We start from the raw sequence: 23,173 nt of genomic DNA on the forward strand, positions 1-23,173 counted from the left end.
TCGCGCGGTCGTCCCGCCGCGCGCACCGACACAGACCTCGTAGGAGAACCTCATGGCAGCACCGAAGGCCGGCGCGGGCCGCAAGCCCCGCCGCAAGGAGAAGAAGAACGTCGCGATGGGCCAGGCCCACATCAAGTCGACGTTCAACAACACGATCGTCTCGATCACCGACACCACGGGTGCCGTGATCAGCTGGGCGTCCTCGGGCGGCGTCGGCTTCAAGGGCTCGCGCAAGTCCACGCCGTTCGCGGCGCAGCTCGCGGCCGAGTCGGCCGCGCGTCAGGCGCAGGAGCACGGCATGAAGAAGGTCGACGTGTTCGTGAAGGGCCCGGGCTCGGGTCGCGAGACCGCGATCCGCTCCCTCCAGGCCGCAGGCCTCGAGGTCGGCTCGATCAACGACGTGACGCCGCAGGCGCACAACGGCGTCCGACCGCCCAAGCGCCGCCGCGTCTAGCGCGTCCCGGCCGACCCCGCCGCGCCGCCCGCGCGGCCGGGGCCGGCCGATGCCGTCCATCCTCCGCACGCACCGGCGCGTGCAGCACGCTTCAGCGCCTCGGCGCTGATCCGCGCCGGCCGCGTTCGGCCGGAACCCCTCTGTGTCATATGGCGGACACGAAAGGAAACCACCAGTGCTCATCGCACAGCGCCCCACCCTCACCGAGGAGCCGATCTCGGAGTTCCGCTCGCGGTTCCTGATCGAGCCGCTCGAGCCGGGCTTCGGCTACACCCTCGGCAACTCCCTCCGTCGCACGCTGCTCTCCTCCATCCCGGGCGCAGCCGTCACCTCGATCCGTCTCGAGGGTGTGCAGCACGAGTTCACGACGATCCCCGGTGTGAAGGAGGACGTCACCGAGATCATCCTGAACATCAAGCAGCTCGTGGTCTCCTCCGAGCACGACGAGCCGATCACCGCCTACCTGCGCAAGCAGAGCGAGGGCCCGGTGACCGCCGCCGACATCTCCGCCCCCGCCGGCGTCGAGATCCACAACCCCGACCTGCTCATCGCGACGCTGAACGACAAGGCGCGCTTCGACCTCGAGCTCACGATCGAGCGCGGCCGCGGCTACGTGTCGGCGACGCAGAACCGCAGCGAGTTCAGCGAGGCCGGCCAGATCCCGGTCGACTCGATCTACTCGCCCGTGCTCAAGGTCACCTACCGGGTCGAGGCGACCCGTGCCGGTGAGCGCACCGACTTCGACCGTCTCGTGGTCGACGTCGAGACGAAGCCCGCGATCAGCCCGCGCGACGCGATCGCGTCGGCCGGTCGCACCCTCACCGAGCTGTTCGGCCTCGCCCGCGAGCTGAACAGCGCCGCCGAGGGCATCGAGATCGGGCCCGCCCCGGTCGACCAGGTGCTCTCGAGCGAGCTGTCGATGCCGATCGAGGACCTCGACCTCTCCGTGCGCTCCTACAACTGCTTGAAGCGCGAGGGCATCAACACGGTGAGCGAGCTCGTCGCCCTCTCGGAGACGCAGCTCATGAACATCCGCAACTTCGGGCAGAAGTCCGTCGACGAGGTGAAGGACAAGCTCACCGAGCTCGGCCTGTCGCTGAAGGACGCCGTGCCCGGGTTCGACGGTGCGCACTTCTACTCCGCCTACGACGACGAGGAGGCCTGATCATGCCCAGACCAGCGAAGGGTCCCCGCCTCGGGGGCGGACCGGCGCACGAGCGGCTGCTGCTCGCGGGGCTCGCCTCGCAGCTGTTCGAGCACCGTGCGATCACCACGACCGAGGCGAAGGCGAAGCGGGTGCGTCCGCTCGCCGAGCGTCTCGTCACGTTCGCGAAGCGCGGTGACCTGCACGCCCGCCGCCGGGTGCTCCGCACCATCGGTGACAAGGGTGTCGTGCACCAGCTGTTCACCGAGATCGCGCCGCTCGTCGCCGACCGTCCGGGTGGCTACACCCGGATCACGAAGACCGGCTACCGCAAGGGCGACAACGCCCCCATGGCCGTGATCGAGCTCGTGCTCGAGCCCGTGACCGCGAAGCGCCCCGCGCGTCGCGCCGCGGAGCCCGCCGCGAGCGACGTCGCCCCGACGCAGGCCTCCGCTCCGGAGGTCGCCCCGGCCGCCGCCGAGGACGAGTCGTCGCCCGCCGACGTGCCCGTGGAGGCCACGGACCGCGTCGAGGAGTCGGCGCCCGTCGAGGCCGAGACCGCGACGCCGGCCTCCGCCGAGGTCGAGGCCGACGCCGCCACGAAGTCCGACGACGAGAGCGGCAAAGCCGCCTCCTGACCGTCGCCCACGAGAGGGCCGTCCCGCAGCAGCGGGGCGGCCCTGTCGCCGTCTCCCGGCCGTTCCGCAGCGGGGCCCGATCGGGTGCTGCCCGACTTGCGGAGCCGGGTCGATACGCTGCGGTTCATGGCGAGCGAGGCGACCACGATCGAGGTCGACGGGCCCTCCGGGGTGCGCGAGATGCGCGTCTCCAGCCCGTCCCGGGTGCTCTGGCCCGAAGCCGGGGTCACGAAGCTCGAGCTCGCCGAGTACCTCGTCGCGGTGGCGGGCCCGTTCCTCGAGGCGAACGGCGACCGTGCGGTGTCCCTGCAGCGCTACGGCGGCGATGTGACGGGGGAGTCGTTCTTCTCGAAGAACCCGCCGAAGGGCGCTCCCCAGTGGATCCGCTCGGTGGTCGTCACGTACCCGAGCAGCCGGACGCATCCGCAGCTCGTGCTCGACGAGCCGGCCGCGATGGTGTGGGCCGCGCAGATGAACACCGTCGTCTTCCACGCCTGGCCCTCCCGGGCCGAGCGCTCCGACTTCCCGGATCAGCTGCGCATCGACCTCGACCCGCAGCCCGGCACCGCGTTCGCGGAGGCGCGGTCCGCCGCCTTCGGCATGCGGGACGTGCTCGCCGAGGCGGGACTCTCCGCCTACGTGAAGACGTCCGGCAACCGCGGGCTGCACTGCTACGCACCGATCCGGCCGGAGCACGAGTTCCTCGACGTGCGGCACGCGGTGATCGCCGCGGCACGCGAGCTCGAGCGCCGCACCCCGGAGACCGTCACGACGGCGTGGTGGAAGGAGCTGCGCGGCGAGCGGGTGTTCCTCGACTACAACCAGGCCGCCCGCGATCGGACGATCGCGGGCGCCTACAGCCCGCGCCCGCTCCCTCTGGCGACCGTCTCGACGCCGGTCTCCTGGGACGAGCTCGAGGCGGGCGTCGATCCGCAGGCGTTCACCGTGCGGACGGTGCCGGGCCGGCTCGCCGAGCACGGCGACCCGTGGGCCGGCATGCACGAGTCCGCCGGCTCCATCGACGTGCTGCTCGGCTGGTGGGAGCGGGACCTCGCGGACGGGCTCGGCGAGCTGCCGTTCCCGCCGGACTACCCGAAGATGCCGGGGGAGCCGCCTCGGGTCCAGCCGTCCCGCGCCCGGAACGTCTGAGGCCTCAGCCCCACACCGCCCGCACCCGCTCGGCCTCGGCGAGCCCCTGCGCGTGCCCGGCGACCGCGCACGGCACGCGCACCGAGTGCGCGAGCGAGTTCGTGCCGAACGCCGCGCGGGAGCCCGCGTCGGGCTCGATCAGGACCACCCGGGCGGTGCGCCGCAGGCGCTCGAGCGCCTGCGGCAGGCTCGGGCCGAGGGGGCTCACCGGCGGCTCGGGGTTGCAGGCGAGCACCACGACGCGCTCGGCGCCCTCGACGAGGTCGGCGTTCGTCGCGCTGCGCATGCCGCCGTCCATCCACCGCCGGCCGGCGAGCTCGACGACCGGGTAGACGAGCGGCACCGCGCAGCTCGCCGCGACCGCCGTGGCGAGGTCGGCGCCGCTGCCGCGGTCGAAGGCGCGGAAGGCGCCCGTGTCGGCATCGACCGCCGTGATCCTGAGGTCGCCCTCGGGCCAGTAGTCGCCGCCCACGAGCTCCTCGAACACCGCGACCTGCTCGCGCTGGTGCGAGGCGTCGAGCTGCAGCGCGAGCGCGCCGACCCGGGCACGTGCCTCCTGCTCGGAGCCGATGGGGCCCGACAGGGCCTCGGCCATCGCGGCGCGGAAGCCCTCGACGTCGGGGATCTCGACGGGCGGGTGCTCCCGGTCCTCCTGCTCGCCCTCCGCCACCACCGCGGCGTAGGACGCCGCGGACCGTCCGGAGCGCAGCAGGCAGCCCGCGACCGAGCCGGCCGACGTGCCGACGACGACGTCCGCCGCGGCCAGGTCGACGCCCGCCTCGGCGAGCCCGACGAGCACGCCCGTCTCCCAGGCGATGCCGGCGATCCCGCCGCCGCCCAGCACCAGCGCCGTCCCCGGCATCCGGTCCTCCCGTCCGGCCCGGTGCACGGTGCGGTCGGGCCCCGGAGGTTCTATCGCGACCGGCAGGGAGCCGTCTTCAGGCGAGCACCCGCCCGAGGTCGTAGGCGTGCGGCACCTCGAGCTGCGCGAAGGTGCAGGAGCGCGGATCGCGGTCCGGGCGCCAGCGCTCGAACTGCGCCGTGTGCCGGAAGCGGTCGCCCTCCATCTGGTCGTAGCGCACCTCGACGACGCGTTCCGGCCGCAGCCGGACGAACGAGACGTCCTTCGACGAGGAGAAGCGGCTGCGCTCGCCCTCGCCCCGCACCGGCTCCCCGTGCTCGTCGCGCTCGACGAGCGGCGCGAGCTCGTCGACGAGCTCGTCGCGCGTCCGCATCGGGAAGGCGCTGATGCCGCCGACCTGCGCGAGGCGGCCGGCCACCGTGTACAGGGCGACGAGCAGCGACCCGACCCCGTGCCCGCTCGCGTGCACCCGGTAGCCCGTCACGACGACGTCGGCCGTGCGGTGGTGCTTCACCTTGAGCATCGTCCGCTTGCCCGGGGCGTAGGGCAGGTCCTCCGGCTTCGCGACGACCCCGTCGAGGCCGGCGCCCTCGAACTCGGCGAGCCACGCGGTGGCCGTATCCGGGTCGCGAGTCACCTGGGTGCGGAAGAGCGGCGGCTGCGGGTCGGGCAGGAACGCCTCGAGCGCGGCGCGGCGCTCGCCGAACGGGACGTCGAGCAGCGACCGCTCCGCGGTCGCGAGGAGGTCGAACGCGACGAACGACGCCGGGGTCTCCACCGCCAGCTTCGCGATCCGGGACGCGGCGGGGTGGATGCGCTGCGCGAGGGCGTCCCAGTCGAGGCGCTGCGCGCCGGGCTCCCCGGTGGGCACGACCACCTCGCCGTCGAGCAGGCACGGCCCGGGCAGGATCCGGGCGAGCGCGTCCTGCAGCTCGGGGAAGTACCGGGTGAGCGGCTTGCCGCCCCGGCTGCCGATCTCCACCGTCTCGCCGTCGAAGGCGACGATGCCGCGGAACCCGTCCCACTTCGGCTCGTAGATGAGCCCCGGCCCGTCGGGAGGGGCGACCGGCACCTCGGCGACGGCCTTCGCGAGCATGGGTTCGACGGGGAGCTGCACGGGGAGCGGCATGCGCCCATCGTGGCGCGCTCGCCCCCGTCCGCGCGCCCCCGCGTTCCGCGGACGGCGCGGACGGCCCTCGCAGGTCTCGGGCAGGATGGGCCGGTGCTCGCCGCCGTCCCCCTGCCGACCGGTCCTGCCGGCGTGCGCTGGCGTCGGGCGACCGGGGCCGACACGGCCGCCGTCACCGCGTTCGCCGCCGCGGTCGCCGCCGCCGACGAGCCGGCGAACGTGCCGCCGCAGCGCGCGGTCGCGGCACTGCTCGAGCAGGGCGACGGGCGGGACGCGCTGCTCGCCGAGCGGGACGACGCGCTCGTCGCCTTCGGCGCGGTGCAGCGGCCGGGGTCCGCGTCGCCCGTGCGGCTCTCGGGCGGCGTGCTGCCGGGCGAGCGGGGTCGCGGGATCGGCCGGGCGCTGCTCGCCGCCCAGGTGACGCACGGCCGGGCGGTCGCGCCGGAGGGTCAGCCGCTCACGATGCGGGCGCCGGAGCGCGCGCCCGCGACCGCCCGGCTCGCCGCCCGCGCCGGATTCGTGCCCGAGCGGGTCTTCCTGCACCTGGTGCGCGACGCGGCGCCGCCGCCGTCGCCCACCGAGCTGCCGGACGGGCTCGTCGCGAGGGCTCCCGAGCCGGCCGGCGACGACGCGCTCAGGGTGCTGAAGAACGCGGTGTTCGCCGACCACTGGCGGCCGAACGTCGAGACGCCGGAGACCTGGGCTGCGAAGCAGCTCGGTCCCCAGCTGCGCCGCGACCTCTCCCGGGTCGCCGTGCGACCGGACGGCTCGCCCGCCGCCTTCGTCGTGACCTGGGTCGAGGACGACGCTCCCGACCGCGCGTACATCGCCCTGGTCGGCACCGCGCGCGAGCTGCGCGGACGCGGTGCCGCACGGGCGCTGCTCGCCGACGTGCTGCAGGGCTGCGCCGCCGCCGCACTGCGGTGCGTGGTGATCGACGTCGACGGCGACAGCCCGACGCACGCCGATCGGCTCTACGCGTCGCTCGGCTTCGAGCGCGCCTCGGCCGCCACCGTCTGGGCGCTGCAGCAGTGAGCGAGGCCACCCGCGTCCGCCTCGATCTCGCCTACGACGGCACGCACTTCGCCGGCTGGGCGAGGCAGGCGGGGGAGCAGCGCACGGTGCAGGGCGTGCTCGAGGCGGCGCTCGCCACCGCCACCGCCCGCGCCGGCGGCGAACCGCCGCGGCTCGTCGTCGCCGGCCGCACCGACGCGGGCGTGCACGCCACCGGTCAGGTCGCCCATGTCGACCTCGCGCCCGCGCAGCTCGCCGCCCTCGCCCGTCGCGACCGGCCGCCGCAGGACGTGAGCGGCCTCGCCCTGCGGCTCACGGGCATGCTCGCCGCGCGCGGCGACGTGGTCGTGCACCGTGCGACGCCGGCCCCGGACGGCTTCGACGCCCGGTTCTCGGCGGTGTTCCGGCGCTACCGGTACCGGATCGCCGACGCGGCCGTCGCCCGGAACCCGCTCGACCGGCATCGGACGCTCGCCGTCGCGCGCGCGGTCGACGACGCCCGCATCCGCGCCGCCGCGGAGGGGCTGCTCGGGCTGCACGACTTCGCCGCCTACTGCCGCCCGCGTCCCGGCGCGACGACCATCCGCACCCTGCAGGCGCTCACCTGGAGCCGGGAGCCCGACGGCGTGCTCGTCGCCGACGTGCGCGCCGACGCCTTCTGCCACGGCATGGTGCGGGCGCTCGTCGGTGCATCGATCGCGGTCGGCCTCGGCCGGCTGCCGCCCGAGCGCCTCGCGCAGCTGCTCGACGCCGACCGTCGCTCGAGCGAGTACGCGACCGCGCCCGCCCACGGTCTCACGCTCGTCGAGGTCGGCTACCCGGACGACGACGAGCTCGCCGCGCAGGCCGAGCGGGCCCGCGCGAGACGCCTGGCGCCGGGCGCTCCCGCGATCAGGTACCCTTGACCGTCCGCGTGGCTCGTCCGCGCGGTCCGATCGAGCCCTCCACCCGCTCGTTCCGGCCGGATCCCGGCCCTCGGAACGAGCACCGGAGCGGGATTCACGACCACCTCGACCAGGAAGCGACCGCATTGTGACGCGCACCTACAGCCCCAAGGCTGCCGAGATCCAGCACGACTGGGTCGTCATCGACGCCACCGACATCGTGCTCGGCCGGCTCGCCAGCCACGCCGCCGCCCTGCTGCGCGGCAAGCACAAGCCCACGTTCGTCCCGCACATGGACTCGGGCGACTTCGTGATCATCGTCAACGCCGAGAAGGTGGCGCTCACCGGCTCGAAGCGCGACCAGAAGATGGCGTACCGCCACTCGGGCTACCCGGGCGGCCTCAAGGCGGTCGGCTACGCCGAGCTGCTCGAGACGCAGCCGACCCGCGCCGTCGAGCGCGCCATCCGGGGCATGCTGCCGAAGAACTCCCTCGGTCGCGCCCAGATCAAGAAGCTGAAGGTGTACGCGGGTCCCGAGCACCCGCACGCCGCCCAGCAGCCCACGAACTACACCCTCGACCAGGTCGCGCAGTAGGACTGCGGCAGGACTCGAAAAGGCATACGGACATGGCACGCATCGCAGACTCCATCGACACCCCCGCGACCTTCACCACGGACTCGGCCCCCGCGGCCGAGACGACGGTCACCCGGCCGCCGCTCACCGTCCCCGGTGCCGCGGTCGGCCGCCGCAAGCAGGCCATCGCGCGCGTCCGGCTCGTGCCGGGCACCGGCACCATCACGGTGAACGGCCGCGAGTTCGCGGACTACTTCCCGAACAAGCTCCACCAGCAGCTCATCAACGACCCGTTCACGGTGCTCGAGCTGCAGGGCGCCTACGACGTGATCGCGAAGATCTCGGGTGGCGGCCCCTCCGGCCAGGCCGGTGCGCTGCGCCTCGGCATCGCCCGGGCCCTCAACGAGATCGACGTCGAGAACAACCGGCCCGGTCTCAAGAAGGCGGGCTTCCTGTCGCGCGACGCGCGCGTCAAGGAGCGCAAGAAGGCCGGTCTCAAGAAGGCCCGCAAGGCGCCGCAGTTCTCGAAGCGCTGATCGCACCCGAGGCACCCGCTCCATGCCCAGGCTCTTCGGTACGGACGGTGTCCGGGGGCTCGCGAACCGCGAGGTGACGCCCGAGCTCGCGCTGCGGCTCGCGCAGGCCGCGGCCCACGTGCTCGGCGAGGGGCCGCGGTCCGAGGGCCGTCGGCCCCTCGCGGTGCTCGCCCGCGACCCACGGGTCTCGGGCGAGTTCATCGCGGCGGCCGTCGCGGCGGGGCTCGCCGGCTCCGGCGTCGACGTCGAGGACGCCGGGGTGATCCCCACCCCGGCCACCGCGTTCCTCATCGCCGACATCGGCGCCGACTTCGGCGTGATGATCTCCGCGTCGCACAACCCGGCGCCCGACAACGGCATCAAGATCTTCGCCCGCGGCGGCACGAAGCTGCCCGACGAGGTCGAGGACCGCATCGAGGCGGCGCTCGAGCGCCCGCCGCTCGCGCCCACCGGCGCGGATGTCGGCCGCATCCGGCGCTTCGCCGACGCCGAGGACCGGTACGTCGTGCATCTCATCGAGACGCTGCCGCACCGGCTCGAGGGCCTGCGCATCGTGCTCGACTGCGCGAACGGCGCCGCGGCGGGGGTCTCGCCCGAGGCGTTCACGCTCGCCGGCGCGCAGGTGGTGCACGTGGTCGGCAACGACCCGGACGGCGTCAACATCAACGACGGCGTCGGCTCGACCCACCTCGAGACGCTGCAGCGCGCGGTGCTCGAGCACGGCGCCGACGCGGGCATCGCGCACGACGGCGACGCCGACCGCTGCCTCGCGGTCGACGCGACCGGCGCGGTCATCGACGGCGACCGGATCATGGCGGTGCTCGCCGCCGGCATGCAGGAGCGCGGGGTGCTGCGCGAGCACACCCTCGTCGCCACCGTCATGAGCAACCTCGGGCTGCACCGCGCCATGCGCGACGCCGGCATCGAGGTGCTCGAGACCCGCGTCGGCGACCGGTACGTGCTCGAGACCCTGGGGGAGCGGGGCCTCTCGCTCGGCGGCGAGCAGTCGGGCCACGTGATCATGAGCGACCACGCCACGACCGGCGACGGCCTGCTCACCGGCCTGCACCTGCTCGCCGAGATGGCGCGCACCGGCCGCTCGCTCGCCGAGCTCGCCGCGCGCGTGACGATCTACCCGCAGGTGCTCGTCAACGTGCGCGAGGTCGATCGCGCGCGGGTCGAGTCCGACGAGGGCGTGATCGCGGCGGTGGCCGCCGCCGAGGCCGAGCTCGGCGACTCCGGCCGGGTGCTGCTGCGCCCGTCGGGCACCGAGCCGGTGGTGCGCGTCATGGTCGAGGCCGCCGATCACGACACCGCCGAGGCGGTGGCCGCGCGCCTCGCCGACGTCGTGCGCGAGCGTCTGGCCCTGGAGCCCGCCGAGGCCTGACCGCCGCCGAGGCGGGCGTCGCGCGGTGCTTCTGGCGTCGCGCGGTCTGCATGCGTACCGCGCGACGCCACGGCTACCGCGCATCGTGGACGGGGCCCGTATGCCGTCGGGACGCTCGTCGGCGCTCGTCCGCCTGCAGCGGTCCCGAGGGCATGCCGAAGCCGCCCGAACGGGGCGCTGGGCGGGTCAGATCTTGCGCAGGAGCACCGAGCGGACCGCGTGGTCCGCGGCCTTGCGCAGCACGAGCGTGGCGCGCGAGCGCGTCGGCAGCACGTTCTCGCGCAGGTTCGGCTCGTTGATCGCGTGCCAGATCGACGACGCCGTGGCCCGCGCCTCCGCCTCGTCGAGCGACGCGTAGCGGTGGAAGTACGACCGCGGGCTCGCGAACGCCGCGGTCTGCAGCCGCCGGAACCGCTCGACGTACCACCGCTCGATGTCGCTGGTGCGGGCGTCGACGTAGATGCCGAAGTCGAACAGGTCGGACACGGCGAGCCCGGTGCGCGGCGGCGGCTGCAGCACGTTCAGGCCTTCGACGATGAGCACGTCCGGCTGGTGCACGATCACCGAGGCGTCGGGGACGATGTCGTACGCCTCGTGCGAGTAGACGGGGGCGCGCACCTCGGGCATGCCGCTCTTCACCGCCGCGACGAAGCGCAGCAGCGCACGCCGGTCGTAGGACTCGGGGAAGCCCTTCCGCTGCAGCAGTCCGCGCCGCTCGAGCTCGGCGTTCGGCAGCAGGAACCCGTCGGTCGGCACGAGCTCGACCCGCGGGGTGTCGTCCCAGCGGGCGAGCAGCTCGCGGAGCAGCCGCGCCACGGTCGACTTGCCGACGGCGACCGAGCCGGCCACCCCGATCACGAACGGCGTGGTCCGCGTCGAGGAGTTGAGGAACGCGCTCGTGCGGGCGTGCAGCTGGCGCGCCCCGGTGGCGTAGAGGTTCAGCAGCCGGCTGAGCGGCAGGTAGACCTCCGCCACCTCGAGGGAGTCGAGCGGCTCGCCGAGGCCACGCAGGTGCAGCAGCTCGGCCTCGGTGAGCGGCTGCGGCACGCCCTGCGCGAGGGCCGCCCAGTCGGCGCGCTCGATCTCGAGGAAGGGGCTCCGGGGGCCCGTGTGCAGCCCACCGGCGCGATCCGACATCGGGAGCGATCGTACCGACGGGCCGCTGGGCGCCTCCGACGCGCCGGTACACTCGACCCCCGATGTGCGGAATCGTCGGGTACGTAGGTCCACGCGATGCGATCGAGGTGCTCGTCGGGGGGCTGAAGCGGCTCGAGTACCGCGGGTACGACTCGGCCGGCGTCGCCGTGATCGGCGGGGACGGCGAGCTCGCCACGCACAAGCGGGCGGGCAAGCTCGGGGTGCTCCAGCGCGACCTCGTCGCCGAGCCGCTGCCGCGCAGCGAGACGGGCATCGGCCACACCCGCTGGGCCACGCACGGCGGCCCGACGGACGTGAACGCCCACCCGCACCTCGGTGACCACGGCCGCCTCGCCCTCATCCACAACGGCATCATCGAGAACTACGCCGCGCTCCGCGACGAGCTCGCCGCCGAGGGCTACACCTTCGCGAGCGAGACCGACACCGAGATCGCCGCGGTGCTGCTCGGCCGCGAGTACGGCCGCACCAACGATCTGGTCGGCGCCTTCCGGGCGGTCGTCGGCCGCCTGCACGGCGCCTTCACGCTGCTCGCGGTGCACGCGGACGAGCCCGGCCTCGTCGTCGGCGCGCGGCGCAACTCGCCGCTCGTCGTGGGTCTCGGCGACGGCGAGCAGTTCCTCGGCTCCGATGTCGCCGCGTTCGTGCAGTACACGCGCCGGGCGCTCGCCATCGGGCAGGACGAGATCGTCGCGATCCGCCCCGACGGCATCGAGCTCATGGACTTCGAGGGCCGGCCCGTCCAGGGCGAGGAGTACGAGATCGCGTGGGACGCCTCCGCCGCCGACAAGGGCGGGTGGTCGAGCTTCATGGCGAAGGAGATCAGCGAGGAGCCCGACGCGATCGAGCAGACGCTGCTCGGCCGCCTCCACGACGACGGGGTCGACCTCGACGAGGAGCTCGCCCCCGGCATCGACGACGACGTCGTCCGCTCGATCACCCGCATCCTGCTGCTCGGCGCGGGGACCGCCTCGTACTCGGGCCTGCTCGGCAAGTACGCGATCGAGAAGTGGGCCGGGGTGCCCGTCGAGGTCGAGCTCGCCCACGAGTTCCGGTACCGCGACCCGGTGCTCGACGCGGGCACGCTCGTCGTCTCGATCAGCCAGTCCGGCGAGACCATGGACACGCTGATGGCGGTCCGCTACGCAGCCGAGCGCGGTGCCCGCACCCTGTCGATCTGCAACACCCAGGGCGCGACCATCGCTCGCGAGTCCGACGCCGTGCTCTACACCCGCGCGGGCCCCGAGGTCGCCGTCGCGAGCACGAAGGCGTTCTCCGCGCAGGTCATCGCCCTCTACCTGCTCGGTCTGCACCTCGCGCAGAAGCGCGGCACGCTCGGCGCCGAGGAGACCCGCCGGCTCGTCGCCGACCTGCGTGCGCTGCCGGCGCAGCTGCAGACCGTGCTCGAGTCGGGCGGCGAGGTGCGCGAGCTCGCGCGCAGCATGTCGGACACCCGCAGCGTGCTGTTCCTCGGTCGCCACGCCGGCTACCCGATCGCGCTCGAGGGCGCGCTCAAGCTGAAGGAGCTCGCGTACATCCACGCGGAGGGCTTCGCGGCGGGGGAGCTGAAGCACGGCCCGATCGCGCTCATCGAGCCCGGGCAGCGCGTCTTCGTCGTCGTGCCGAGCCCGCGCGACCGCAACAGCCTGCACCCGAAGGTGATCTCGAACATCCAGGAGATCCGCGCCCGCGGCGCCCACGTGCTCGCCGTGGCGGAGGCGGGCGATGTCGCGGTGCTGCCGTACGCGGACGACGTGCTGCGCATCCCGCTCGCCGGCCCGCTGTTCGAGCCGCTGCTCGCCGTCGCCCCGCTGCAGATGTTCGCGATGGAGCTCGCGGCGGCGAAGGGGCTCGACGTCGACCAGCCGCGCAACCTCGCGAAGTCCGTCACCGTCGAGTAGGCGCGACGTGATCCTCGGCATCGGCGTCGACGTGGTCGACATCGCGCGCTTCGGGCGCTCCCTCGAGCGCACGCCGCCGCTGCGCGACCGGATCTTCGCGCCGAGCGAGCGCGGTCTGCCGCTCAGCTCGCTCGCCGCGCGGTTCGCGGCGAAGGAGGCGCTCATCAAGGCCGCGGGCGACTCCACCGGCTTCAGCTGGCAGGACATGGTGGTGACGAGCGACGCCGACCGCCGGCCGAGCCTGCGCGTCACCGGCCGCGTGGCGGAGCGCCTCGCCGAGATGGGCGCGACGGTCACGCACCTGTCGATGAGCCACGACGCGGGGATCGCTTCTGCGTTCGTGGTGCTCGAGGCGGCGTCGTGAGCAGGCTCGTCCACGCGCCGAGCGCCGGGCCCGCGCCTGCCGGTAGTACCGCCGCGCCGCGCAGCGGCGTGGCGGCCGTGCGGGCGGGGAGCGTCGCGGCAGCGGCCGGGATTCCCCGCCCGGAAGGGGCGGTGGGCCCAGGCCGTCGCTCCGAGCCCCAGCGCGCGTGTCTCGGGGCGACGTGACCGTCGGCGAGCCCGAGCGCATCGCCTGGATCGACACCGGCGCGATCGCGGCGAACGTCCGGCGCCTGCGCGAGCTCGCGGGCACGCCGCGGCTGCTCGCGGTCGTGAAGGCCGACGGGTACGGCCACGGCGCCCTGCACGCCGCCCGGGGCGCGCTCGAGGGCGGCGCCGACTGGCTCGGCGTGGCGGATCCGGCCGAGGCCCTCGCGCTGCGTGCCGCCGGGGTCGACGCGCCGCTGCTCGCCTGGCTGCTCGACGGCGGCGCGGACTTCGGGCCGGCCGCCGCCGCGTCGGTCGACCTCGGGGTCTCGACGCTCGACCAGCTCGCACGCATCGCCGCGACGGCGCCGGGGGCCGCGGTCCAGCTGAAGGTCGAGACGGGCCTCAGCCGCAACGGGCTCCCGCCCGAGTCGTGGGACGCCGCGTTCGCCCGCGCGGCCGAGCTCGAGCGCGCCGGTGCGCTGCGCGTGCGCGGCCTGTTCAGCCATCTCGCGAACACCTCCGGCGACGACGACGCCCTGCAGGAGCAGCGGTTCGCCGACGCCGTCCGGCGGGCTCGCGCCGCGGGCCTCGCTCCCGGGCTCCTGCACCTCGCGGCCACCGAGGCCGCCATCGGGCGCGACCAGTCCGCCTACGACATGGTGCGCACCGGCATCGGGATCTACGGCGTCTCGCCGTACGACGACGGCGATGCCGCGCGGCTGGGGCTCACGCCGGCCATGACGCTCACGACCCGGGTCGTCGCGGTGCGGCGCGTGCCCGCGGGCGCCGGGGTCTCCTACGGCTCCACCTGGCGCGCCCCCGCGCCGACGAACCTCGCGCTCGTGCCGGTGGGGTACGCCGACGGCATCCCGCGCGCCGCGTCGAACCGGGCGGAGGTGCTGCTCGCCGGCCGTCGGCGGCCGGTGCGCGGCCGGATCGCCATGGACCAGCTGGTCGTCGAGACCGGGGACGACGAGGTGCGGGTCGGCGAGCCGGTGGTGGTCCTCGGCGATCCCGCCACCGGCGCGCCCTCCGCCGCCGAGTGGGCTGCCTGGGCGGGGACCATCGGCTACGAGATCGTCACCCGCATCGGGCCCCGCGTGCAGCGGCGGCCACGGTGACCGAGCGCCTCGAGGTGCCGGACGCCGAGGCGATGCGCGATCTCGGACGCCGGCTCGGCGTAGTCCTGCGCGCCGGCGACCTCGTGCTGCTCACCGGCCCGCTCGGTGCCGGCAAGACGACGCTCACGACCGGCATCGGCGACGCGCTCGGGGTGCGCGGGCCGGTCACGAGCCCCACCTTCGTGCTCGCCCGCACCCACCCCGCCCCAAACGGGCGCCCGCCGCTCGTCCACGTCGACGCCTACCGGCTGCGCTCCGCCGCCGAGCTCGACGACCTCGACCTCGACTACGACGGCGCCGTGGTCGTCGTCGAGTGGGGCGAGGGGCTGCTCGAGGGCGTGAACGAGTCGCTGCTCGAGATCCGCATCGAGCGCCCGGCCGGCGCGCACGGCGATGAGGACGACGAGGACGAGGCCCCGGAGCCGCGGACCGTCGAGGTGCGGGCGACCGGGCCGCGCTGGGCGGCGGGGGCGCCGCTCCTAGGCTGAGGGGCGTGATCCTCGCCGTCGACACCTCCGGCGCGACCGGCGTCGCGGTGGTCGGCGACGACGGCTCGGTGGTCGCCGAGCGCGTCTCGGACGACCCGCGTGGCCACGCGGAGACGATCGGGCCGCTGCTCGCCGAGGTGCTCGCCGCGGCTGCGGGTCGCATCGACGCGGTCGCCTACGGCGTCGGGCCCGGCCCCTTCACAGGCCTCCGCGTCGGGATGGCCGCCGCCCGTGCCGCGGCCCTCGCGCTCGGCGTGCCCGAGCTGCCGGTGCTGAGCCATGACGCGATCGCGCTCGCGGCGATCGAGGACGGCGCGCCCGGCCGGTTCGCGGTCGTCACCGACGCGAAGCGGCGCGAGCACCACGTGACCGTCTACTCCGGCGCCGACGCCTCCGGTCTGCCGGTCCGGGCCGAGCAGCCCGCGGTCGTCGGCGAGCCGCCCGCGCTGCCGCAGGCGGGGGGCCCGGTCCGCCCGGCGCTCGTCGGCCGGGTCGCCGCGCTCCGTCGCCGCGCCGGCCTGCCCGCCGATCCGCCCGAGGCGCGGTACCTGCGCAGCCCCGACGTGACGCTGTCCTCGGCGAGGCGCCCATGACCGCCGCGGTGCGCCCCGCCCGGCCGGGAGACCTGGCCGCGATCATGACGATCGAGCGCGCGAGCTTCCCGACCGACGCCTGGAGCGAGCGGGCGATGCGCGAGACCCTCGACGGCCCGGACGCCGTCGCGCTCGCCGCCGAGGACGACGGCCGCCTCGTCGGCTACGGCGCCGTGCTCGCTCCCCGCGGCGCCGCCGACGCGGACGTGCTCACGCTCGCCGTCGCCCAGGCCGACCGCGGCGCCGGCACCGGGCGCGCCCTCCTCGAGGGGCTGCTCGAGGCGGCGGGGGAGCGGGGCGCGCGGACGGTCTTCCTCGAGGTGCGCGCCGACAACGCCGTGGCGCAGCGCCTCTACACGACGCGCGGGTTCGTCGGCGTCGGCCGCCGGCCGCACTACTACCAGCCGGACGACGTCGACGCCGTGGTGATGCGGCTCGACCTGACGCCGGGAGGCGCCGCGTGACCGGACCGCTCGTGCTCGGCATCGAGACCTCCTGCGACGAGACCGGTGTCGGGATCGTCCGCGGCCGCGAGGTGCTCGCGAACGTCATCGCCTCGTCGATGGAGGAGCAGGCCCGCTACGGGGGCGTCGTGCCCGAGATCGCCGCGCGCGCCCACCTCGAGGCGATGGGCCCCGCGCTCACGCAGGCGCTCGACACGGCCGGTGTGCGCCTGCAGGACCTCGACGCGATCGCGGTCACCGCCGGCCCGGGGCTCGCGGGCGCCCTCATGGTCGGCGTCGGGGCGGCGAAGGGCCTCGCCACCGCCCTCGGCAAGCCGCTGTACGGCGTGAACCACCTGGTCGGCCACGTCGCCGCCGACCTGCTGAGCCTGCCCGGCAGCCCGCGGGACGGCGCCGTGCTCCCGACGATCGCGCTGCTCGTCTCGGGCGGCCACACGTCGCTGCTCGCCGTCGACGACCTGACGAGCGGAATCCGGCTGCTCGGCGAGACGCTCGACGACGCCGCGGGGGAGGCGTTCGACAAGGTCGCGAGGCTGCTCGGTCTGCCCTACCCGGGTGGCCCGCGCATCGACGCCGCCGCGGTGGACGGCGACCCCGCCGCCATCCGCTTCCCGCGCGGGCTGACCGCCGCGAAGGACCGGGCCGCGCACCGCTACGACTTCTCCTTCTCCGGCCTGAAGACGGCGGTGGCGCGGCACGTCGAGGGCGAGGAGGCCGCCGGACGCGCCGTCGCGCTCGCCGACACCGCCGCGAGCTTCCGCGAGGCCGTCGTCGACGTGCTCGTCACGAAGGCGCTCGACGCCTGCGCCGAGACGGGGGTGCCCCGCCTGCTGCTCGGGGGCGGCGTCGTCGCGAACCGACGGCTGCGCGACGTCGCCCTCGAGCGCGCCGAGCGCGCCGGCGTGGCCGTACGCATCCCGCCGTTCGAGCTCTGCACCGACAACGGGGCGATGATCGCGGGCGTCGGCGCGATGCGCGTCGCGGCCGGCTTCCCGCCGAGCGACCTCGGCTTCGGCGTCGATTCGACCCTGCCCGTCGACGCCGTGCAGGTCTGATGGACCGCGGAGATGCGCCGCGTCTTGACGCCGTCGGGGGTCGCCCGCGAGCATTGCAGCCGCCCGGGCGCCCGCCCGGCGAAGGAGGCCGCATGACCGACTACCAGCCCGTCCCGCCGCCCCCGCCGCCGTACCCCGGCACCCCCGAGGAGCGGCGAACGCCGACCCTCAGCATCCTCGCGATCATCTTCGGCATCCTCGGCGCCGTCCTGTCGCTGTTCGTCTTCGGCACCGGGTTCCTGCCCGGCGCCGCGGGCGTCGTCCTCGGCTTCCTCGGTCGCCGGCGCGAGCCGCAGGCGAGGGGGCTCTGGCTCACCGGCATCATCACCGGTTTCGTCGCGATCGCCCTCTCGATCATCTGGGTCATCATCTTCGCGATCGGGATCGCGGTCGCCCGCTCCAGCGGCTCGTACTGACCGTCAGCCGGGCACCGGGTCACCGGTGCCCGGCAGGCGGCGGCACACGAGGGCGACGCGGCGCTCGGTCGTGCGTGTCACGATCAGCGTGGCCTCGGCGTCCCCCGAGAGCCCGAGGAACGTGCGGAAGACGGCCGGGTCGAGGTCCACGCCCCGCTTCTTGATCTCGAGCCGGCCGACGCCGCGCGCTCGCAGCTCCTTGCGGATGCGGAGTCGGTCGAACGGCAGCACCGCCTCGATCTCGAACGAGGCGAGGAACGGCGTCGCGAGCGGCCGATCGCCCGTGAGGTAGGCGATGCCCGCGGCCACCGGATGCGTGCCGGTGGTGCGCGCGAGGTCACCGAGCAGCCGCGCACGGATCACGGCGCCGTCCGGCTCGTGCAGGTAGCCGCCGAGCGGTCCCGGCTCCTCGTCCTCCGCGTCGCCGGCGCCGGTGAGCTCGGCCGCGCCGCGCGGGGTGACGACGAGCGCCGCGCGACGCACGCCCTCGCGGCGCAGGTCGCCGAACCAGACGGCGGTCTCGACCACGTCGCCGCCGGACGACACCCACTGCGTCTCGGCCGCCTCGGGCAGCGTGGCCCGGTCGTGCGCGGGCGAGAGCTTCACCCCGACCGGGAGGCGTTCGGCGAGGCCGTAGGCGAAGGCGAGGGAGGGGGAGTAGGCATCGGCCGCGATCCGGCGGGTGTCGTCGTGACCCGTCGATCGCCGCGCCGGGTCGAGCCACACGGCGCCGACCCCCGTGAGATCGGCCTCCTCCGCGTCGCCGGCGCGCACGTCGACCGACGGGAACGGGGCGAGGTTGTACGCGGCGAGCGCGGCGGTCACGGGGTCGCGCTCGACGGCGAGCACGTCGAGGTCGACCGCCGCGAAGGCGAGCGCGTCGCCGCCGAGCCCGCACCCCAGGTCGGCGACACGGTCGACGCCGAGCGCGCGGAACCGCGCCGCGTGGTGCGCCGCCACGTCGAGCCGCGTGGCCTGCTCGAGCCCCGCCCGGGTGAGGAGCATCCGTGCGGCGAAGTCGCCGAACTTCTGCGTCGCGCGCCGGCGCAGCTTCGCCTGCGTCAGGATGATCGCGGTCTCGTCGGGGCCGAAGCCCGCGCGGCGCAGCGCGGTGGAGCGGGCGAGCACGTCGGCCGTGCCGGACGGAGCGGGCTCCGCGTCGACGGCCGCGAGCACCCGGGGGGTGAGCAGACGCTCGAGCTCCTCGCGCTCCACGACCTCACCGTAACGTCCGGGCCGCGCCGGTCCGTTGGCACTCGCATTGCAGGAGTGCCAGCCGAGCCCCTAGACTCGGCTCCTGGCACTCGGCTGCCTAGGGTGCCAGCAGAACGTCCGACGGAAGAAAGAAGAGGTGGACCGTGCCGGTCTCCATCAAGCCGCTCGAGGATCGCATCGTGATCAGCCAGGTCGAGGCCGAGCAGACGACCGCGTCGGGTCTGGTCATCCCCGACACCGCCAAGGAGAAGCCCCAGGAGGGCGAGGTCGTCGCCGTGGGCCCGGGTCGCATCGACGACAACGGCAACCGCGTGCCGCTCGACGTCGCCGTGGGCGACCGGGTGCTCTACTCGAAGTACGGCGGCACCGAGGTCAAGGTCGGCGGCGAGGACTACCTCGTGCTGTCGGCCCGCGACGTGCTCGCCGTCGTCACCCGCTGACGCTTCCGTCCTTCCAGAGGGCCCGCATCCCGTGAGGGGTGCGGGCCCTCTGTCGTCCGGTGCCGTCGGTGGCCGGAGGTAGCGTCGTGCGGTGACCGACCGTCCCGCGCCGTCCGAGACCCGCACCGGACTCGGCCTCGGGCTGCTCGCGTACCTGCTCTGGGGCGCGATGCCGGTCTACTTCCTCGCCATGCGGCCCGCGGGCGCGATCGAGATCGTCAGCTGGCGCATCCTCTTCTCGCTCGTCTTCTGCGCCCTGCTGCTCACCGTCACCCGCGGCTGGCGGTCGTTCGCGGGCGTGCTCCACGATCGGCGCGCCACGCTGCTCCTCGGGCTCGCCGGCGCGCTCATCTACGTCAACTGGACGGTGTACGTCTTCGCGTCGACCACCGGCCGCGTCGTCGACGCGGCGCTCGGGTACTTCATCAACCCCATCGTCACCGTGCTGCTCGGCGTGTTCGTGCTCCGCGAGCGGCTGCGGGCCTGGCAGTGGGTCGCGGTCGGCATCAGCGGGGTCGCCGTCGTCGTGCTCGGTGTCGAGGCGCGCTCGCTGCCGTGGATCTCGCTCGCGCTCGCGGCGTCGTTCGGCCTCTACGGCCTCGTGAAGAAGCGGGTCGGCGGCCGCGTCGACGTCGTGTCGGGCCTCACGCTCGAGACCGCCTGGCTGACCCCGGTCGCGGTGGTGCAGGTGGTCGTGGTCGCGACGACGGGCGATCTCGCGTTCGGGCGCGCCGGTCTCGCGCCGACCCTGCTGCTGCTGAGCGCCGGCATCGGCACCGCGGTGCCGCTGCTGCTGTTCGCCGCCGCGGCGAAGCGACTGCCGCTCAGCGTCGCCGGGTTCCTGCAGTACCTCACGCCGATCCTGCAGCTCGTCGTCGGCGTGCTCGTGCTCCACGAGGCGATGCCGGCGGCCCGGCTCGCGGGATTCGCGCTCGTCTGGATCGCGCTGCTCGTGCTGGTCGTCGAGGGGCTCGTCGTCGGCGGCCGGGCCCGCAGGCGCGTGCCGCTGACCCCCGTCCGGGTTACGGACCCGTAACGAAGCCGCCCCCGAAACACGCTCGGAACCTCCGCTGCCTAGGTTGGCCCCTACCGGCGGGGGCGGCACGTGCCCGGCCGGTGCCCCTGATCCCAGACGAAGGAGTGCAATGCCTGCACACCCCCGCCGCGGTCGCCTCGCGACCGTTTGGGCGATCGGCGCTGCGACCGCAGTGGCCCTCGCCGCCTGCTCATCGCCCTCGGGCTCCGGATCGTCGCCGTCGGCGTCCTCGAGCTCCTCCTCGAGCACGTCGGCCGCACCGGCCCCGGCGCCCTCGACGAAGATCGCCGCCGCCGCGGCCTGCCCGTCGGGCTCCGACCCCAAGACGACGTTCAAGCTCGGGACGTTCCTGCCGCTCACGGGCAGCCTCGCGTTCCTCGCGCCGGCAGCGATCGGCGGCAGCGGGCTCGCGCTGCAGGACATCAACGCCGCGGGCGGCGTGAACGGCCAGAAGGCCTGCTCCATCTCGGTCGACTCCTCCGACGCCGACAACCCGACCATCGGGTCGACGAACGTGAAGAAGCTGCTGCAGGCGCGGGTCTCCGCCATCCTCGGCGCCGAGTCCTCGAGCGTCACCGAGAGCGTGCTGCCGACCGTGTCGGCCTCGAACACCGTCATGTTCTCGCCGGCGAACACCGACGACGCGCTCTCCGGCGCCTCGAAGTGGTACTTCCGCGACGCGGCCCCGAACAAGGCCGAGGGCGACGCGCTCGGCAAGCAGATCGTGGCCGACGGCAACTCGAAGGTCGCCATCCTCGTGTTCAACGACGCGTACGGCACCAACCTGCGCGACTCGACGCAGGCGGCGATCGAGGCGAACGGCGGCACCGTCGTCTACGGCGCGAAGGGCAAGAACCAGGAGTTCTCGAGCAAGGAGACGAACTTCAGCTCCGAGGTCCAGGCGGCGCTCGCGGCGAAGCCCGACGCGGTGGTCATCATCGCGTTCGACCAGACCACGCAGATCGTGCCCGCGCTCGTCTCCGCCGGCTTCAAGATGCCGAAGGCCTACTTCGTCGACGGCAACCTGAACGACTACACCGGCAAGCTCCCGGCGAACACGCTGAACGGCGCCCAGGGCACCGCGCAGGGCGTGAACCCGAACACCGAGCTCCGCAAGAAGATCCAGGCCTGGTACTCGAACGCCGGCGGCGGCACGATCACCTCGTTCGGCTACGGCGCGGAGTCGTACGACGCGACCACGCTGCTCGCGCTCGCCGCGGTGAAGGGCGGCGACTCGTCGTCCGCCACCATCCAGGCGAACCTGCTCGCGGTCTCCGGCGCGAACGGCGGCACCGTCTGCAAGTCCTACAAGGAGTGCGTCGGCCTGCTGAAGCAGAAGAAGGCCATCCACTACGAGGGCCTCGCCGGCATCGGCCCGTTGAACGACAAGCACGACCCGTCCACGGGCTACGTGAGCGTCTACCGGTACAAGGGCAACAACCCGACGGAGTTCGTGAACGCCGTCAAGGGCGGCGCCTGATCCGCTGACGGATCCGGGGGTCCGGTCGCACCGAGCGACCGGGCCCCCGGCCGTACCGCCCGCCGCGCCCCGCCGCGCCCGTCCGGAAGGACCAGACGCCCCGTGCCCTCCCCTCGACGATCCCGCCGGCTGCTCGCCGCGCTCCCCGGCGCGGTGCTGCTGGGGGCCCTCGCCTCCGCCCTGCTCGGCGCCGCGCCCGCGCTGGCCGCCAGCCCCTCACCCACCCCCGTGCCCACCTCCGGCACGCAGTCGGTCGTCGAGGCCACGGCGTCGTGCGCCGTGAACGATACGACCGCCTGCGTGCGCGGCGCCCTGCACGACGACAACGGCAACCCGGTCAAGGGCGTGACGATCCAACTCACGCCGCCGTCCGGCACCGCGGTCCCGACGCGCACCGACGCGAACGGCTCGTACGTCTACACGGTGAAGAAGGCGGGCGCCTACCGCCTCGCCCTCGTGCCCGCGAGCCTGCCGAAGGGCATCAAGGCCGCCGCGCCGAGCCGCACCGTCCAGGTCTCGCTCGGTCAGCTGACGCCGGGTGCCTTCGCGCTCACGGGCACGTTCTCCGGCTCGAAGAGCACCGCCGGCCCGACGGTCACGCCGCTCACGATGCTGTGGGACCAGATCAGCAACGGCCTGCTGCTCGGGCTGCTGCTCGCGCTCGCGTCGATCGGGCTGTCGCTCATCTACGGCACCACCGGCCTGTCGAACTTCGCCCACGGCGAGCAGGTGACCCTCGGCGGCATCCTCGCCTGGACCTTCGGCACCGTGCTGCAGTGGAACTTCCTCGTCGCCTGCATCGTCACGGTGCTCGTCTGCGGCCTCTCCGGCTACGTGCAGGACCGGCTCATCTGGGGACCGCTGCGGCGCCGCGGGCTCGGGCTCACGCAGCTCATGGTCGTGACGATCGGCCTCTCGCTCGCGCTGTCGTACGTCTTCCAGTACTTCGCGGGCGCGGGCGTGCACGCGCTCACCCCGACGATCCAGCTGACGGGCGGACCGCTCGACCTCACCGCGAACGCGTACCTCGCGATGCTCATCTCGATCGTGGTGCTCGTCGCCGTCGGGCTCGCGCTGCAACGCACGCGCATCGGCCGGGCCACCCGCGCCGTCTCGGACAACCGCGCGCTCGCCGCCGCTTCCGGCATCGACGTCGACCGCATCATCCGGCTCGTCTGGACCGTCTCGATGGCGCTCGCCGGGCTCGCCGGCATCCTCTACGGCCTCGTCTACGGCGGCGTGAACTGGGCGACCGGGCAGGCGATCCTGCTGCTCATGTTCGCGGCGACCACGCTCGGCGGCCTCGGCACGGCGTTCGGCGCGCTCGTCGGGTCGATCGTGATCGGCCTCGTCGTGCAGGTGTCGAGCCTGTTCCTGTCGGGCGACCTGCGCTACGCGACCGCCTTGCTCATCCTGATCCTGGTGCTGCTGTTCCGGCCCCAGGGCATCCTCGGCCGCCGCGAACGCGTCGGCTGACCGGGCTCTCGGAAAGACGGAGAGGACGAAG

General features: G+C 74.3%; 25 protein-coding genes. 21 read left to right on the forward strand and 4 right to left on the reverse strand.

Annotated elements, in window-relative coordinates:
* Positions 1-52 precede the first annotated feature (52 nt).
* The 4 genes from rpsK to ligD all read left to right on the forward strand — a co-directional run bounded on the left by rpsK (position 53) and on the right by ligD (position 3,385).
* Positions 53-454, forward strand: coding sequence for a 30S ribosomal protein S11 (gene rpsK / locus QDR37_RS08225; RefSeq protein WP_279713141.1), 402 nt, complete (start codon positions 53-55; stop codon positions 452-454).
* 175 nt (positions 455-629) lie between these two features.
* On the forward strand, positions 630-1,619 hold the full coding sequence (locus QDR37_RS08230; protein ID WP_279713142.1) for a DNA-directed RNA polymerase subunit alpha: 990 nt from the start codon (positions 630-632) through the stop codon (positions 1,617-1,619).
* Between the two features lie 2 nt (positions 1,620-1,621).
* On the forward strand, positions 1,622-2,236 hold the full coding sequence (gene rplQ, locus QDR37_RS08235; protein WP_279713143.1) for a 50S ribosomal protein L17: 615 nt from the start codon (positions 1,622-1,624) through the stop codon (positions 2,234-2,236).
* A 126-nt stretch (positions 2,237-2,362) separates the two neighbouring features.
* On the forward strand, positions 2,363-3,385 hold the full coding sequence (ligD, locus tag QDR37_RS08240; RefSeq protein ID WP_279713144.1) for a non-homologous end-joining DNA ligase: 1,023 nt from the start codon (positions 2,363-2,365) through the stop codon (positions 3,383-3,385).
* Positions 3,386-3,389: 4 nt separating this feature from the next.
* On the opposite strand, the gene QDR37_RS08245 is transcribed toward ligD, so the two are convergent.
* Both QDR37_RS08245 and QDR37_RS08250 read right to left on the reverse strand, forming a co-directional pair.
* Entirely contained in the window at positions 3,390-4,247 is an 858-nt protein-coding gene (locus QDR37_RS08245; protein WP_279713145.1) for a patatin-like phospholipase family protein, read from the reverse strand.
* Between the two features lie 76 nt (positions 4,248-4,323).
* Positions 4,324-5,376, reverse strand: a complete 1,053-nt coding sequence (locus tag QDR37_RS08250) for an ATP-dependent DNA ligase (protein ID WP_279713146.1) — start codon at positions 5,374-5,376, stop codon at positions 4,324-4,326.
* 93 nt (positions 5,377-5,469) lie between these two features.
* Here QDR37_RS08250 and QDR37_RS08255 point away from each other — a divergent pair, with 93 nt between their 5' ends.
* The 5 genes from QDR37_RS08255 to glmM all read left to right on the forward strand — a co-directional run bounded on the left by QDR37_RS08255 (position 5,470) and on the right by glmM (position 9,771).
* Positions 5,470-6,411, forward strand: a complete 942-nt coding sequence (locus tag QDR37_RS08255) for a GNAT family N-acetyltransferase (RefSeq protein WP_279713147.1) — start codon at positions 5,470-5,472, stop codon at positions 6,409-6,411.
* On the forward strand, positions 6,408-7,295 hold the full coding sequence (locus QDR37_RS08260) for a tRNA pseudouridine synthase A (RefSeq protein ID WP_279713148.1): 888 nt from the start codon (positions 6,408-6,410) through the stop codon (positions 7,293-7,295). Before QDR37_RS08255 ends, QDR37_RS08260 begins: the two co-directional genes overlap by 4 nt.
* Before the next feature lie 127 nt (positions 7,296-7,422).
* Positions 7,423-7,869 carry a 50S ribosomal protein L13 gene (rplM, locus tag QDR37_RS08265; RefSeq protein WP_279713149.1) on the forward strand — a complete coding sequence of 149 codons (447 nt, stop codon included), beginning with the start codon at positions 7,423-7,425 and terminating at the stop codon, positions 7,867-7,869.
* 32 nt (positions 7,870-7,901) lie between these two features.
* A complete protein-coding gene (gene rpsI, locus QDR37_RS08270; RefSeq protein ID WP_279713150.1) occupies positions 7,902-8,384 on the forward strand; it encodes a 30S ribosomal protein S9 in 483 nt (160 codons plus the stop codon).
* 22 nt (positions 8,385-8,406) lie between these two features.
* Positions 8,407-9,771: a phosphoglucosamine mutase gene (gene glmM, locus QDR37_RS08275; protein ID WP_279713151.1), complete on the forward strand. Its 1,365-nt coding sequence runs from the start codon at positions 8,407-8,409 to the stop codon at positions 9,769-9,771.
* Between the two features lie 186 nt (positions 9,772-9,957).
* Here glmM and coaA read toward each other — a convergent pair whose 3' ends face one another.
* Positions 9,958-10,908, reverse strand: a complete 951-nt coding sequence (coaA, locus tag QDR37_RS08280) for a type I pantothenate kinase (RefSeq protein ID WP_279713153.1) — start codon at positions 10,906-10,908, stop codon at positions 9,958-9,960.
* A gap of 62 nt (positions 10,909-10,970) precedes the next feature.
* On the opposite strand from coaA, the gene glmS reads away from it, so the two are divergent.
* From glmS to QDR37_RS08320, 8 genes are all read left to right on the forward strand, one after another.
* Positions 10,971-12,827 carry a glutamine--fructose-6-phosphate transaminase (isomerizing) gene (gene glmS, locus QDR37_RS08285; RefSeq protein WP_279713154.1) on the forward strand — a complete coding sequence of 619 codons (1,857 nt, stop codon included), beginning with the start codon at positions 10,971-10,973 and terminating at the stop codon, positions 12,825-12,827.
* A gap of 7 nt (positions 12,828-12,834) precedes the next feature.
* Positions 12,835-13,191, forward strand: a complete 357-nt coding sequence (locus tag QDR37_RS08290; RefSeq protein ID WP_279713155.1) for a holo-ACP synthase — start codon at positions 12,835-12,837, stop codon at positions 13,189-13,191.
* 181 nt (positions 13,192-13,372) lie between these two features.
* Positions 13,373-14,479: an alanine racemase gene (gene alr / locus QDR37_RS08295; protein WP_279713156.1), complete on the forward strand. Its 1,107-nt coding sequence runs from the start codon at positions 13,373-13,375 to the stop codon at positions 14,477-14,479.
* A gap of 32 nt (positions 14,480-14,511) precedes the next feature.
* Positions 14,512-14,967, forward strand: coding sequence for a tRNA (adenosine(37)-N6)-threonylcarbamoyltransferase complex ATPase subunit type 1 TsaE (gene tsaE, locus QDR37_RS08300; protein WP_279713588.1), 456 nt, complete (start codon positions 14,512-14,514; stop codon positions 14,965-14,967).
* Between the two features lie 5 nt (positions 14,968-14,972).
* On the forward strand, positions 14,973-15,560 hold the full coding sequence (tsaB, locus tag QDR37_RS08305; RefSeq protein WP_279713157.1) for a tRNA (adenosine(37)-N6)-threonylcarbamoyltransferase complex dimerization subunit type 1 TsaB: 588 nt from the start codon (positions 14,973-14,975) through the stop codon (positions 15,558-15,560).
* Entirely contained in the window at positions 15,557-16,024 is a 468-nt protein-coding gene (gene rimI, locus QDR37_RS08310) for a ribosomal protein S18-alanine N-acetyltransferase (protein WP_279713158.1), read from the forward strand. Before tsaB ends, rimI begins: the two co-directional genes overlap by 4 nt.
* The gene (gene tsaD, locus QDR37_RS08315; RefSeq protein ID WP_279713159.1) at positions 16,021-17,079 is read left to right on the forward strand and encodes a tRNA (adenosine(37)-N6)-threonylcarbamoyltransferase complex transferase subunit TsaD; all 1,059 of its coding nucleotides are present in this window, start codon (positions 16,021-16,023) and stop codon (positions 17,077-17,079) included. The genes rimI and tsaD overlap by 4 nt, the downstream gene beginning before the upstream one ends.
* A gap of 92 nt (positions 17,080-17,171) precedes the next feature.
* Positions 17,172-17,495, forward strand: coding sequence for a hypothetical protein (locus QDR37_RS08320; protein ID WP_279713160.1), 324 nt, complete (start codon positions 17,172-17,174; stop codon positions 17,493-17,495).
* A gap of 3 nt (positions 17,496-17,498) precedes the next feature.
* Here QDR37_RS08320 and QDR37_RS08325 read toward each other — a convergent pair whose 3' ends face one another.
* The gene (locus QDR37_RS08325) at positions 17,499-18,710 is read right to left on the reverse strand and encodes a class I SAM-dependent methyltransferase (protein WP_279713161.1); all 1,212 of its coding nucleotides are present in this window, start codon (positions 18,708-18,710) and stop codon (positions 17,499-17,501) included.
* Between the two features lie 143 nt (positions 18,711-18,853).
* Between QDR37_RS08325 and groES the strand changes: the two genes are divergently transcribed.
* From groES to QDR37_RS08345, 4 genes are all read left to right on the forward strand, one after another.
* Positions 18,854-19,150, forward strand: coding sequence for a co-chaperone GroES (gene groES / locus QDR37_RS08330; protein ID WP_279713162.1), 297 nt, complete (start codon positions 18,854-18,856; stop codon positions 19,148-19,150).
* 91 nt (positions 19,151-19,241) lie between these two features.
* Positions 19,242-20,186, forward strand: coding sequence for an EamA family transporter RarD (rarD, locus tag QDR37_RS08335; RefSeq protein WP_279713163.1), 945 nt, complete (start codon positions 19,242-19,244; stop codon positions 20,184-20,186).
* A 109-nt stretch (positions 20,187-20,295) separates the two neighbouring features.
* The gene (locus QDR37_RS08340) at positions 20,296-21,666 is read left to right on the forward strand and encodes an ABC transporter substrate-binding protein (protein WP_279713164.1); all 1,371 of its coding nucleotides are present in this window, start codon (positions 20,296-20,298) and stop codon (positions 21,664-21,666) included.
* Between the two features lie 102 nt (positions 21,667-21,768).
* The gene (locus QDR37_RS08345; protein WP_279713165.1) at positions 21,769-23,142 is read left to right on the forward strand and encodes a branched-chain amino acid ABC transporter permease; all 1,374 of its coding nucleotides are present in this window, start codon (positions 21,769-21,771) and stop codon (positions 23,140-23,142) included.
* Positions 23,143-23,173: the final 31 nt, after the last annotated feature.

The sequence above is a fragment of the Amnibacterium sp. CER49 genome, assembly GCF_029846255.1.
Classification (GTDB): domain Bacteria; phylum Actinomycetota; class Actinomycetes; order Actinomycetales; family Microbacteriaceae; genus Amnibacterium.